The organism is Nocardioides sp. CPCC 206347 (assembly GCF_048654605.1).
Taxonomy (GTDB): domain Bacteria; phylum Actinomycetota; class Actinomycetes; order Propionibacteriales; family Nocardioidaceae; genus Nocardioides.
Genome location: NZ_JBMCYZ010000001.1, coordinates 781,253 through 793,154 on the forward strand (window position 1 = coordinate 781,253; position 11,902 = coordinate 793,154).

The following is an 11,902-nucleotide window of genomic DNA, read 5'->3' on the forward strand; positions in this document are numbered from 1 at the left end:
CCGACGAGCGTAGGTCGGGCGTCCACGGCGATCGGACAGGACACGCGGCCCTACGGAGATCCGACCCATTCGTCGGTGCCGTCAGCGAAGAGCTGGTGCTTCCAGATCGGGACCTCGGCCTTGAGGGTGTCGATCAGTGCCCGGCTGGCCTCGAAGGAGGAGCCCCGGTGCCCCGACGTCGTCGCGACCACCACGGCCAGGTCGCCGATCGCCAGGTCGCCGACCCGGTGGACCGCGGCGACCCCCGTGACGTCGTACTCCTCGGCGACGCGGTCGCAGACCGCCTGCAACCGGTCGAGCGCGGTGGGGTGGGCGGAGTACGACAGACCGGTCACGCCCTGCCCGTGGTCGTGGTCGCGCACCCGGCCGACGAAGAGCACCAGGCCACCGGCGGTGGGGTCGTCCAGGCTGTCCAGGACCTCGACCACCGACAGTGGCTGGTCCGAGATCGCGACGAGGCGCACCGCTGGGTGAGTCATGGCTGCACTCTATTGCGACGGCCGGGCGAAAGGTCCGGGGTCCAATCAGGGGTCTCCCCCACACCATCGGTTGGCGAACCGGCGTAAATTCGAGCCATGAGCAACGATGGGGACCAGCCGGGCAAGGACGACGGGGACCAGCCGAATCCGTTCAAGGGCACACCCTTCGAGCAGATCTTCGGCGCGCTGGGCGGTGCGTTCCCCGGCGGGATGCCCGCCGGGTTCCCCGGCGGCGGTCCCGGCGGCATGGACTTCCTCGCGCAGATCCAGTCCCTGATGCAGCCGCACGACGGGCCGCTCAACTGGAACGCCGCCAACGACATCGCCCGCAAGGCCGTCTCGGCGGACCCGGACCCCTCCCCCGGCCAGCGCGACAGCGACCGGGTGTCCGACGCGGTCCGGCTCGCCGACCACTGGCTCGACACGGCCACCCAGTTCCCCTCCGGGGTGAGTACGACGGCCGCGTGGAGCCGTGCCGAATGGCTCGTCGAGACCCAGCCGGTCTGGAAGGTCCTCGTGGAGCCCGTCGCCGCGAAGTCGGTGACCAGCCTTTCCAGCGGCCTGCCCGAGGAGATGAAGGCGGCGGCCGGCCCGCTCGTCGGCATCATCGGCCAGGCCGTCGGCGGCATGCTCGCGATGCAGATCGGCCAGGGCCTCGGTGCCCTCGCCGGCGAGGTGCTGACCGCCTCCGACATCGGCCTGCCGCTCGGCGCCCCGGGCAAGGCCGCGCTGGTGACCAGCAACGTGCGCGCCTTCGCCGAGGGCCTCGACGTGTCCGAGGACGACGTGATCCTCTACCTCGCCCTGCGCGAGGCCGCCCACCAGCGCCTCTTCGCCCACGTGCCGTGGCTGCGCGAGCACCTGCTCGGTGCGGTCACCGACTACGCCCGCGGCCTCGAGATCAACGCCCAGCAGATCCAGGACCGCGTCCAGGAGCAGCTGAGCGGGATCGACCCCACGAACCTCGAGTCGGTGCAGGGACTGCTCGAAGGTGGTCTCTTCGACCCGCCGCAGACCGACGCCCAGACCGCGGCCCTCTCCCGCCTGGAGATCGCGCTCGCCCTCGTCGAGGGCTGGGTCGACGAGGTCGTCGGCCAGGCCACCCACGAGCGGATGCCCGCGGCCACCAAGCTTCGTGAAGCCGTACGACGCCGCCGGGCTGCCGGTGGTCCCGCGGAGCAGACGTTCGCGGCACTCGTCGGGCTGGAGCTGCGGCCCCGGCGGCTCCGCGACGCGTCGACCCTCTGGGGCGGGCTGCGTACCCGCGCCGGCGAAGAGGCCCGCGACGGCGTCTGGATGCACCCGGACCTGCTGCCGACCGCGGCCGACCTGGACGACCCGTTGTCGTTCCGCGCCGAGGCGACTGCGCCCGAGGAGCTCTCCGAGGACGACTTCGACGCCGAGCTGCGAAAGCTCCTCGAGGGCGACGGCCCGGCAGCGGAGCCCACGGACACGCCGGACTCCCCGGCCGAGTGACGCTGCACGCCGACGCTCTCGCAACCCTGCGGGAGTGGAGTGCTCCGGGCGCGGCCCAGGAGGAGCTGCGGGGCCGACTGGTGCGGCATCTCGAGTCGACGCCGGACGGCATGTGGCGGTCGTCGTACCCGGACCACCTGACGGCGGGCACGATCGTGCTGGCCGCTGACGGCGACCGGGTGCTGTTGAACCTGCACCGCAAGGCGGGCCGGTGGTTCGCGTTCGGCGGCCATGCCGAGCCGGGCGACGCGACGCTGGCCTCGGTGGCGTTGCGGGAGGCGCGTGAGGAGTCCGGCATCGCCGACCTCGACTTCCACGCCGAACCGCTGCAGCTCGACGTGCACGTGGTGCCGTTCTGCGACCCACGGGGCGGGGTCAGCCACCTGGACGTGCGCTACGCCGCGCTGGCCGGACCGGGCGCGCAGGAGGTCGTGAGCGAGGAGTCGCTGGCCGTGCGCTGGTGGCCGGTCGACGGCCTGCCACCGCTCGAGCCGAGCATGATCGAGCTGATCTCCCGGGCCCGCGACCTGCTCTGCTAGTCCACGTCCTCGCCGGGGAAGATCTCCTCCGACGGCGGCCGCGAGATCCGGGCCGCGTCCGACCAGCCCGCGAGGTAGCCCTTGGCCTTGTCCGCCGCCGGGTAGTTCGACACCCAGCCCCAGAACTTCTCGTCGTGCTGCGGCTCGATCAGGTGTGCCAGCTCGTGCACGATGACGTAGTCGATCACCCACTCCGGCATCCGCTGGAGCCGCTCGGACAACCGGATCGTGCGATCGCGCGGCGTGCACGAACCCCATCGTGAACGCTGGTTGCCCACCCAGCGGACCGACTCCGGCACCGCCAGGCCGCCGAGGAAGTCGTCACTGAGCAGCCGCGCGCGCTCCATCAGGTCCTCGTCGGACCACCCCCGCGGGACCGCGGACTTGAGCTCCTTGCGCTCGATCCGCGCGACCATCCGGGTCACCCAGGCGCGTTCCTCGGCACCCGAGAGGTTGTTGGGCACGAGCACGACGATCTTGTCGCCGTCCCGATAGGCAGAGACCGTCCGACGCCGGCGCTCCGACCGTCGTACCTCCACCCGGGGCTTGCTCCGCGCACCCATGGCCCGACCCTACGGCTCCGCCCACTCGAGAAGTCGCTCGACAGGCCACGTGTTGACGATCCGGTCGGCGTCGATCCCGGCGGCCTCGGCCCGCTCACAGCCCAGCAGCGGGTAGTCGAGCTGCCCCGGGGCGTGGGCGTCGCTGTCGATCGAGAACACGCACCCGATGTCGCGCGCGAGCTCGAGCAGCTTCGTCGGCGGGTCGCGGCGCTCGGGGCGTGAGTTGATCTCGACGGCCACACCCTCCTCGGCGCAGGCCTCGAAGACGGACCGCGCGTCGAACCGCGACTGCCCGCGGGTCCCCCGGTTGCCGGTCACCAGGCGCCCGGTGCAGTGCCCGAGGACGTTCGTGAACGGGTTGCGGACGGCGGCCACCATCCGTCGCGTCATCTGCTCGGCGTCCATCTGGAGCTTCGAGTGCACGCTCGCCACCCGTACGTCGAGCCGAGCCAGCATCCGGTCGGTCTGGTCGAGGCGGCCGTCGTCGAGGATGTCGACCTCGATCCCGCGCAGCAGCCGGAACCCTGCGGCCGACAGGTGGTCGTTGACCGCGGCGATCACGTCGAGCTGGCGGGTCAGCCGCTCGGCGGAGAGCCCCCGTGCCACCTTCAGCCGCGGCGAGTGATCGGTCAGCACCAGGTAGTCGTGACCGATCTCGATGGCCGTCATCGCCATCTCCTCGATCGGCGAGCCACCGTCGGACCAGTCCGAGTGCGAGTGCAGGTCCCCGCGCAGCTGCGCGCGCAGTGCGGTCCCGGCTCCGTCACGGGTGAGCGGGCCGCCGTACTGCTGTTCGGCCTCGGCGAGCTTGTCGGGCACCTGCCCCTCGATGGCCTGGGCGATGACACGCGCGGTGCTCGAGCCGACGCCGGCGATCCGGGTGAGGGTCCCGGCGTCTGCGCGCTGCGCGACCTCGTCCGCACCGAGCGGCAGGATCGCGGCCGCGGCCCCGCGATAGGCCTTGACCTTGTAGCTGTCGGCGCGCCCGCGCTCGAGCAGGAAGGCGATCCGGCGCAGTGCCGCGACCGGCGTACCGTCGTACTGCTCGCTCACGGCAACTTCTCCTCGAGGATTCTTTTCTCCACAGGCAGTGGATGAACCTGTGGGGTCCATTGTCGCTGGTCACCCCGCGGTACGACGTCCGCCGCTCCACCCAGCGCACCGCTCCCTCCACAGGCGACTCACCGTTGTCGGGTGCTCCTCCACGGCGAGCGGTGTTCTTCCACAGGTTTCTCCACAACCTTGTCCACAGGCAACGCGCCGCACGGATTGACCGCGATCGGCCGGGTGCCTAGCGTCCTCACCAGACGAGGCCCCCGGGCCCGCAGTTCCTCGCTCGCAAGGGGAAGGCAAGCGAGGAGCCGCTGCGGATTCGGGGGCCTCGCCACTACTTTTGGCCGAGCGCGTCTCCGGCGGGCTGTCAGCGCCCCTCGAACACCGGCGCCCGCTTCTCCTGTGCGGCGGCGATCCCCTCCAGCAGGTCGGCCGTGGCCAGCGTGACGGGCTGCGCCAGCGCCTCCCACTCGAGCGCGGTCTCGATGCTCGCGTGGCCCAGCTGCAGCGCGCGCTTGGTGAAGCGCGCAGCGATCGGCGCCGTGCCGGCGACTTCGGCCGCCACGGCCAGCACGTCCTCCCGGAAGCTGTCCGGCTCCATCACCCGCGACACCATGCCCAGGCCGAGGGCCTCGTCGGCGTCGACGAGGCGGCCGGTCAGGAACAGGTCACGCGCGGCGGCAGGACCGACGGCGTCCGGCAGCAGGTACGTGCCGGCCATGCCCGGGTGGATGCCCAGCTTCGTGAACGGCACGCCCATCCGGGCACCGCGTGCGGCGTACCGGATGTCGCAGGCCAGTGCCATGCACAAGCCCGCGCCGATCGCCGGACCGTTGATGGCCGCGATGGTCGGCACCTCGAGCTTCCGGATCGACAGCCACGCCCGGTAGAACGGCAGCATCCGGCTGCGCAGCTCGTCGACGCCCGCATCGGGCTCCGACGCCAGCCACGCCAGGTTGCCTCCCGAGCTGAACGCGCGACCCTCGCCGGTCACCACGACGACCCGCACCGAGGGGTCGTGGGCGAGGTGGTCGACCGCCGCGACCCACGACGCCGTCATCTCGTCGCTCATCGCGTTGCGCAGGTCCGGCTGGTCCAGGACGAGCATCGCAACGCCCTCCGAGGGCCGCTCGAGGCGCAGATGGACCAGATCGGGGGCGTCAGATGAATTCAGAGCCGATTCAGACATGCGGGGCACGTTACTGCGCCTGCGAGGCGGCGTGCCGTAGGGTCAAGGAGGTTTGGAGCGCGTCTCCGAACTCCGACGGGCTTCCCCCAAGGTCCCCGTCGCGACGACCGAACGAACGACATTGAGCAAGGAGGCCGTCATGGCGGAGACCTGGAGCGGCGAGTTCTACTGCGTGAAGTGCAAGGCCAAGCGCGAGGCGAGTGGCGAGGTCAAGGTCAACGACAAGGGCACCCGGATGGCCAAGGCCGTCTGCCCCGAGTGCGGCACGAACCTCAACCGCATCCTCGGCAAGGCCTGAGTTTCTCTCAGTCCAACAGACCGAACGTCGCGGGCGACTCCACCTCGGTGGAGCCGCCCGCGGCTCGTTTTGCGCCTCAGCCCCACCCCCACCGGCCGCCTGTGGAGGAGCGCCGCCGGCCGATCCGGTTCGGTGGCACCCTGCTGCCATGCCCGAGCCCGGCACGCTCACGCCACGGATCCACCACCTGACCCTGCGCCCCGGAACCCCCGTGATGGCGCGGTCCCCCGGTGTCCTGCAGGTCGGCCTGGACGAGCCAGCCGTACGCGTGGACGACGAGCCCGACGTACGCCGTGTGCTGGCCGCACTCGCCCGCCCCGGTGGCGTTCCGGCGGGCGAGGAGCTGCCAGACGCCGCCACCGCCCTCCTGCACCGCCTCGAACGAGCCAGGCTCCTGGTCGAGGTCCCGGACGCCGAGGTCCGCCCCGACCCCGCGCTGGTCACCCTGCGGGCCCAGTTCGGTCCCGATGCCGTACGACGCCAGGCGGGCCGCGACGCTGCCATGATCGCCGTCCGCGCGGACCCGGCGACGGCAGCGCATCTGACACCGCTCCTGGACCGGGCGGGCCTGCACCATGTCACCCGCCCGGTCGGTCACCACGCCGGCGATCCGGGTGACCTCAGCACCGCAGCGCACCTGATCGTCACGACCGGGCCCCTCGACCGCTCCCTGCTGGACCCGCTGATCCGCAGCTCGGTCCCGCACCTGCTCGTCACGGGTGCGGCCACCGGTCGCCGGGTCGGCCCGTTCGTCCACCCCGGCCTGACCGCCTGCCTGCGGTGCGTGGACGCACACGAGGCACTCCACGACGCCCGGCGACCCCTGCTGCTGTCCCAGGCGGCGCGGGCGGCCGCTGACCAGCCACCGCCGGTGGATCCGCTGCTCGACCAGATCGCCCTCGCCTGGGCCGTCCGGGACCTGCTGCGCTACCTCGAGGGCGACGAGCCGAGCACGTGGTCGGCGACGGTCGACATCGGCCCGGTCGCCGCGCCGGAGCGGGTGCGCTGGGGACGCCATCTGGACTGCGGCTGCGCGTGGGACACGATCACGCAGTTCCCGTGAAGCACCGCTCCCCTACCACCACTCACTGTCGAGCTTGGCCTCCATCGAGCGGAGGTACTCCCGCGAGCACTCGTCGCAGTAGCGACGGACCCGACCGCGCTCGACCGCGGTCGTCCAGGTCACGGGCGCGTCCTCACCCTCGGCCCGCCGGCCGCAGAAGTCGCACGTGACGGTCATTTCCCCAGCGTAGGCCCGGGAACGCAGAAGGGGCCGGACCCGACCTTGCCTGTTTGGCGGTCAGTTCCGGCCCCTTCCCTTTTCACCCGCGATCAGGTGGTCCTCCGGGGAGGTGTCTCGTGAGGTCCTGGCGGAACCTCACAGGTTGATCACAGAGCGCGAGCGAGGGCGAGACGGGCCTGCTGCGCTGCGCGCTCGGCCTTGCGGCTCAAGCGCCGGGCGCGGACCACACGAGTGGCCACGCGCAGCTGCTGCGCCTCTCCCAGGCGCGTGACCATCTGCTCACGCGCCAACTGTTCGTTCATCATCTGAAACATGGTGGTACTTCCGTTCTGAGTGGCCGAGATCAATCTGTGGGTCTTGGTGGTGCGGGTGTGGACTACGCCGCGGCGTCCTTGCGCGGACGTCCTCTGGGACGCTTGCGCGGGATCACCACGCCGGCGAGGAACAACTCGCCGCCCCAGACGCCCCACGGCTCACGCCGCTCCTGGGCGCCGGACAGGCACAGCTGCTGGACAGGGCAGTCCAGGCACAGCGCCTTCGCGGACTCGACGTCCGACGGTGACTCGGCGAACCACAACTCCGCATCGTTCAGCCGGCACGGCAGCAGCTCGTCCAGCGTCGGCTCGAGAACACTGGTCGTCATCTGCTTTCACCTCCTCTTCAATGACCTGATCGCGTTGGTCGATTTCCTTGAGGGGATCTGCGACTCCGCGTTCTCGGTCTGAGAAGCACGAAGGCCGCGGATCCCGGTCTTTCGGGTTCCGCGGCCTGGAGGCTGCCTTTCTGATGCTCAGATCAGACAGGTGGGCTCCAGGCGTGGAAACCAGAGACGTACACGGCGTTGAAGCCGCGGTGTCCCGTGCCGGTGAGGGCGCGCTCTCGCTTGACGGCCGGAACGGCCTTGATGTCAGTGGCCACGGCGTCAACGGCGGCGCTGAACGGAGCAAAAGCAGCGTTCGGAGCCGTCGGAGCAGAGGTGGCGCAGTCGAGTGCGGACAGCGTGAGCTGCCAGGTCGCCATCGGGATCGGAATGATCGTCATGTTCTTCATGGTGTCGCCACCTCCTTCGGTGCCTTGAGAGCGCGAGCCGTGCCAGGGCTCTGATGCGCAACGGATGTTGTCTGACGACCGTAATGGCCGTGTATCAGGACGCGCAAATCATTTATTGGGTTTTTCAAGGTTTTTCTGAAACAACCGCGAGAACGGCCTCTCCGTACCGCTCAATCTTCGTTTCGCCGACCCCGCTGATCGATGCGAGCGCCGCCATGGTGGCGGGCTTGTGCTCAGCGATCAGCTCCAGCGTGGCGTTGGTGAACACGACGTACGCCGGCAGTGGCTTGCCGTCCTCGCCGCTCTCCCGGGCGGTCTCGAGGCGCCAGGCCTTGAGTCGCTCGAAGAGCGCCTCGTCGTACCGCATCGGGTGGTGGGAGCAGCGCCCCCGCTTCTTCTCCGCCGCGCTCGCCAACGGCTGCAGGCACTCGCGGCACCGCGCGACCTTGGTGGGCCGCCGGTTCGCCTGCGGGCGCTGGGCCTCGGGCAGCATCGGCACCAGGAAGCGCGAGGGCTGGCGCCGCGCTGCCTGTCCCGGGTTGCGGGCAGCGGCCCAGGACACCATCAGGTCCTGGCGCGCCCGGGTCATGCCGACGTAGAGCAACCGCCGCTCCTCCTCGACCGCACCGGGAGGCGCACCCTCCTGGCTGGCGTAGACGAACGGGAGGGTGCCGTCCTGGACGCCGCAACAGAACACCGCATCCCACTCCAGGCCCTTGGCGGCGTGGAAGGTCGCGAGCGTGACGCCGTCAGCGGTCGGCGCGTGCTGCTCGCTCGCCCGGCGCTCGAGGTCGGCCACGAAGGTCGTCATCGACGCCTCGATCCCGTCCTCGGTCGAGAACTCCTCGGACTGGTCCACGAGCGCCTGGAACGACTCCCAGCGGTCCCGGACCTGTCCCCTGCTCGTCGGCGGCGCAGCGGTCCACCCCATCGACGCCAGCACCGCCTTGACGATGTCGAGCCACGGCCCGGAGTCGGCGTCACCCGAGCGCGCCGCTCCGCGCAGCCGGGTCACCGCCTCGCGCACCTCGCGGCGGTCGAAGAAGCGCGCGGCACCCCGGACGACGTACGGAATGCCCCGGTCGGTCAGCGCGTCCTCGAAGGTCTCCGACTGTGCGTTGATCCGGAACAGCACGGCCATCTCGCCGTACGACGTCCCGGCGCGATGCAGCTTCGCGATCCGGTCCGCGACGCTGGCCGCCTCGGCGACCTCGTCCGGCTCGCCGACGTAACGGACGGCGGAGCCGGTCGCCTGCTGCGAGCGCAGGTCGACGCCGGCGCTGGGCGTGCCCGCGAGCAGCCTGTTGGCGACCTCGACGATCTGCGGGGTCGAGCGGTAGTTGCGCACCAGCTCGATCGAGGTGGTGCCGGCGTAGCGCTTCGGGAAGTCCCGCAGGTAGGTCGCATCGGCGCCGGCGAAGGAGTAGATCGTCTGCGCCGGGTCGCCGACGACGCACAGCTCGTCGCGTCCACCGAGCCACAGGTCGAGCAGCGCCGACTGGAGCGGCGAGACGTCCTGGAACTCGTCGACCACGAACCACTTGTACTGGCGCCGCACCTGGGCCGCGACGCGCTCGTCGCCGGCGAGCACACCGGCCGTCAGCAGCAGCACGTCCTCCATGTCCATCCGGCCCTGGTCGCGCTTGACCTCCTCGTAGGCCGCGAACACGCGGGCGATGTCGGAGGCCGAGTGGCCGTCGATGCTGCGACCCTTGGTCGGCGCGATCCGCGCGTAGACGTCGGAGCCGACGTTGCTGACCTTGGCCCACTCGATCTCGGAGGCCAGGTCGCGCAGCAGCGCCTGGTCGCCGCGGACGCCGATGTTGCGGCACGCGCCGGCGATCATCGGGATCTTCGACTCGGTCAGGACCGGCAGCTCGGTGCCGTAGACGTGCGGCCAGAAGTACCGCAGCTGGCGCAGGGCGGCGCTGTGGAAGGTGCGCGCCTGGACCCCCGGTGCGCCGAGGGTGCGGAGCCGCTGGCGCAGCTCACCGGCAGCCCGCGTGGTGAAGGTGACGGCGAGGACCTCGGACGGGGCGTAGACACCCGCCTGGACGCCGTGCGCGATCCGGTGGGTGATCGCCCGGGTCTTGCCCGTGCCCGCACCGGCCAGCACCCGCACCGGGCCGCGCAGGGTCTCGGCCACCGCACGCTGCTCGGGGTCGAGCGCGGAGAGGAGTTGCTCGATCGACGAGGACACCGTGGACATCGGTGGGAACATCTCCTTCGCGCACATGGTTGGGTCGAAGATCAGACCCTAGACCGCAGAGGCGACACTTCAGCGATGAGCACCAGCACCTTCACGATGTACACCACTCCGTGGTGCGGCTACTGCCACCGGCTCAAGAGCCAGCTCGACCGCGAAGGCATCGCCTTCGACATCGTCGACATCGAGCAGGTGCCGGACGCCGCCTTCGTCGTGGAGCAGGCCAACGGCGGCAACCAGACGGTCCCGACCCTCGTGTACGCCGACGGGAGCGCGCAGACCAACCCGAGCGTCGCGCAGGTCAAGGCCAAGCTCGCGACGCTCGCGGTCGTCGAGTAGCCCGAGCCGCCTCACCAGCTCCCGGGCAACGCTCCGCCGTACCAGTCCTCGATGAGGGAACGGCTGATCGAGACACCGCCGGGCAGCACCAGCGACCCGTCCTCGGCGCCCGCCCGCATCTGCGCGCGGGTGAACCAGCGCGCCTCCTCGACGTCGTCCTCGAGCCGGATCTCCTCCGACGTCGCTCGGCCGTGGAAGCCCAGCATCAGGCTCGACGGGAGCGGCCAGGGCTGGTTGCCGAAGTAGGTCACCTCGCCGACCTCGACGCCCGTCTCCTCGAGCACCTCGCGTCGTACGGCGTCCTCCAGGCTCTCGCCGGGCTCGCAGAAGCCCGCGAGCGTGGAGAACCGTCCCTCGGGCCACGCGGCGCCCCGACCCAGCAGGCACCGCTCGTCCTCGCTGCCCGGCTCACCGGCCGAGACCAGCATGATCACGGCCGGGTCCGACCGCGGGAACTGCGGCTTCCCGCAGGCGTCGCACACCAGTTCATGGCCAGCCGAACGCGACGACAGCGTGCCCCCGCAGCGCGGGCAGAACCGGTGCGCCCAGTGCCACTCGGCCAGGCCGAGGGCGTGGAACACCAGCGGCGCCTGGCGAATGGACTCGCCGGCCAGGAACGGGAGCAGCCCGCGCAACGGCAGCCACGTCTCCCCTTCCACCTTCGCCAGGTCACCCGGGGCGATCACCGCCCACCAGGTCGTGCCGTCCCGCTCCCCCAGCAGCACGCGTACGCCGTCCGGGGCATCAGCAGCGGGGACCCACTCCAGTCCGTCCGGCCCGGGGCGGACTCGGGTTCCGGCGACGACCAGGACGCGGCTGGCGGGATCGGCCCACCGATCGGCCAGCCAGGACTCGTCGTTGCGGTGCAGGCCGTGGCGTTCGTGGGCGGCGGCCGCGAGCGCCAGGTGCGGAAAAGTCACACCTGCAGACTAGTGAGCGCATCCACGCGATGATCAACCATGGATGCAGCAGCGCTCCGGGCCGCGCAGGTCCCGCTCAAGGAGACGTACCGGTCGGACCCCGCCACCGCGAGGATCCCCACCAGCGCGCGAGGCGACTACCGCGATCCCGGTGTGACGGGCACGGTCGACGGCTTCGCCGGTCCGGTCCGGGCCGGTCTCCACAGCGCTGCCGGCGGTGACGGCACCGATGCGTGCTCGGCCGACCTGCTCCTCGAGGCGGTGCTCGCCTGCGCCGCCGTGACGCTGCGCGCCGTCGCCACGTCGATGGGCGTCGAGATCCGCGACGCCCGGCTCGCCGCCGACGCCTGGTGGGACGCGCGCGGCACCCTCGGGGTCGACCGGCAGGCACCCGTCGGCGTCCAGGACATCGTCGTGACGCTCACGCTCGACACCGACGCGGACGATGCCACGCTGGGCCGCCTGGCCACCGCGACGGAGCGCTACTGCGTGGTCGGGCAGACCCTCGCCACTCCGCCCGCGATCCGCGTCGAGCGCGCCTGAGGGC

16 protein-coding genes are annotated in these 11,902 nt (G+C 71.2%); 6 read left to right on the forward strand and 10 right to left on the reverse strand.

Annotation, left to right across the window (positions count from 1 at the left end):
- Positions 1 to 50 precede the first annotated feature (50 nt).
- Entirely contained in the window at positions 51 to 479 is a 429-nt protein-coding gene (locus tag ACOACQ_RS03750) for a molybdenum cofactor biosynthesis protein MoaE (protein ID WP_378602509.1), read from the reverse strand.
- Between the two features lie 96 nt (positions 480 to 575).
- Between ACOACQ_RS03750 and ACOACQ_RS03755 the strand changes: the two genes are divergently transcribed.
- Together ACOACQ_RS03755 and ACOACQ_RS03760 are read left to right on the forward strand one after the other, a co-directional pair.
- A complete protein-coding gene (locus ACOACQ_RS03755; RefSeq protein ID WP_420287628.1) occupies positions 576 to 1,955 on the forward strand; it encodes a zinc-dependent metalloprotease in 1,380 nt (459 codons plus the stop codon).
- Positions 1,952 to 2,494, forward strand: coding sequence for an NUDIX hydrolase (locus ACOACQ_RS03760; RefSeq protein WP_420287629.1), 543 nt, complete (start codon positions 1,952 to 1,954; stop codon positions 2,492 to 2,494). The genes ACOACQ_RS03755 and ACOACQ_RS03760 overlap by 4 nt, the downstream gene beginning before the upstream one ends.
- On the opposite strand, the gene ACOACQ_RS03765 is transcribed toward ACOACQ_RS03760, so the two are convergent.
- The 3 genes from ACOACQ_RS03765 to ACOACQ_RS03775 all read right to left on the reverse strand — a co-directional run bounded on the left by ACOACQ_RS03765 (position 2,491) and on the right by ACOACQ_RS03775 (position 5,299).
- Complete coding sequence (locus tag ACOACQ_RS03765; protein WP_378602494.1) at positions 2,491 to 3,057, reverse strand: M48 family metallopeptidase; 567 nt, start codon at positions 3,055 to 3,057, stop codon at positions 2,491 to 2,493. The genes ACOACQ_RS03760 and ACOACQ_RS03765 overlap by 4 nt on opposite strands.
- 9 nt (positions 3,058 to 3,066) lie before the next feature.
- On the reverse strand, positions 3,067 to 4,110 hold the full coding sequence (locus ACOACQ_RS03770; RefSeq protein WP_378602491.1) for a PHP domain-containing protein: 1,044 nt from the start codon (positions 4,108 to 4,110) through the stop codon (positions 3,067 to 3,069).
- A gap of 367 nt (positions 4,111 to 4,477) precedes the next feature.
- Positions 4,478 to 5,299 carry an enoyl-CoA hydratase/isomerase family protein gene (locus tag ACOACQ_RS03775; RefSeq protein WP_420287630.1) on the reverse strand — a complete coding sequence of 274 codons (822 nt, stop codon included), beginning with the start codon at positions 5,297 to 5,299 and terminating at the stop codon, positions 4,478 to 4,480.
- A 139-nt stretch (positions 5,300 to 5,438) separates the two neighbouring features.
- Here ACOACQ_RS03775 and ACOACQ_RS03780 point away from each other — a divergent pair, with 139 nt between their 5' ends.
- Both ACOACQ_RS03780 and ACOACQ_RS03785 read left to right on the forward strand, forming a co-directional pair.
- Positions 5,439 to 5,597 (forward strand): DUF5679 domain-containing protein, encoded by a 159-nt coding sequence (locus tag ACOACQ_RS03780; protein WP_168618186.1) that lies wholly within the window; start codon positions 5,439 to 5,441, stop codon positions 5,595 to 5,597.
- A 148-nt stretch (positions 5,598 to 5,745) separates the two neighbouring features.
- A complete protein-coding gene (locus ACOACQ_RS03785) occupies positions 5,746 to 6,660 on the forward strand; it encodes a hypothetical protein (protein WP_420287631.1) in 915 nt (304 codons plus the stop codon).
- A gap of 12 nt (positions 6,661 to 6,672) precedes the next feature.
- On the opposite strand, the gene ACOACQ_RS03790 is transcribed toward ACOACQ_RS03785, so the two are convergent.
- The 5 genes from ACOACQ_RS03790 to ACOACQ_RS03810 all read right to left on the reverse strand — a co-directional run bounded on the left by ACOACQ_RS03790 (position 6,673) and on the right by ACOACQ_RS03810 (position 10,099).
- Positions 6,673 to 6,837, reverse strand: a complete 165-nt coding sequence (locus tag ACOACQ_RS03790; RefSeq protein WP_378602484.1) for a hypothetical protein — start codon at positions 6,835 to 6,837, stop codon at positions 6,673 to 6,675.
- A 149-nt stretch (positions 6,838 to 6,986) separates the two neighbouring features.
- The gene (locus ACOACQ_RS03795; RefSeq protein ID WP_162251469.1) at positions 6,987 to 7,145 is read right to left on the reverse strand and encodes a hypothetical protein; all 159 of its coding nucleotides are present in this window, start codon (positions 7,143 to 7,145) and stop codon (positions 6,987 to 6,989) included.
- 71 nt (positions 7,146 to 7,216) lie between these two features.
- Positions 7,217 to 7,483, reverse strand: coding sequence for a WhiB family transcriptional regulator (locus ACOACQ_RS03800; RefSeq protein ID WP_056707208.1), 267 nt, complete (start codon positions 7,481 to 7,483; stop codon positions 7,217 to 7,219).
- A gap of 152 nt (positions 7,484 to 7,635) precedes the next feature.
- Positions 7,636 to 7,881, reverse strand: coding sequence for a hypothetical protein (locus tag ACOACQ_RS03805; protein WP_420287632.1), 246 nt, complete (start codon positions 7,879 to 7,881; stop codon positions 7,636 to 7,638).
- A gap of 133 nt (positions 7,882 to 8,014) precedes the next feature.
- Complete coding sequence (locus tag ACOACQ_RS03810; RefSeq protein WP_378602477.1) at positions 8,015 to 10,099, reverse strand: ATP-dependent DNA helicase UvrD2; 2,085 nt, start codon at positions 10,097 to 10,099, stop codon at positions 8,015 to 8,017.
- A 75-nt stretch (positions 10,100 to 10,174) separates the two neighbouring features.
- Here ACOACQ_RS03810 and ACOACQ_RS03815 point away from each other — a divergent pair, with 75 nt between their 5' ends.
- A complete protein-coding gene (locus tag ACOACQ_RS03815) occupies positions 10,175 to 10,435 on the forward strand; it encodes a mycoredoxin (protein ID WP_378602474.1) in 261 nt (86 codons plus the stop codon).
- 11 nt (positions 10,436 to 10,446) lie between these two features.
- On the opposite strand, the gene nudC is transcribed toward ACOACQ_RS03815, so the two are convergent.
- Positions 10,447 to 11,355, reverse strand: coding sequence for an NAD(+) diphosphatase (nudC, locus tag ACOACQ_RS03820; RefSeq protein WP_420287633.1), 909 nt, complete (start codon positions 11,353 to 11,355; stop codon positions 10,447 to 10,449).
- Positions 11,356 to 11,394: 39 nt separating this feature from the next.
- Here nudC and ACOACQ_RS03825 point away from each other — a divergent pair, with 39 nt between their 5' ends.
- Positions 11,395 to 11,898 (forward strand): OsmC family protein, encoded by a 504-nt coding sequence (locus tag ACOACQ_RS03825; protein WP_420287634.1) that lies wholly within the window; start codon positions 11,395 to 11,397, stop codon positions 11,896 to 11,898.
- Positions 11,899 to 11,902: the final 4 nt, after the last annotated feature.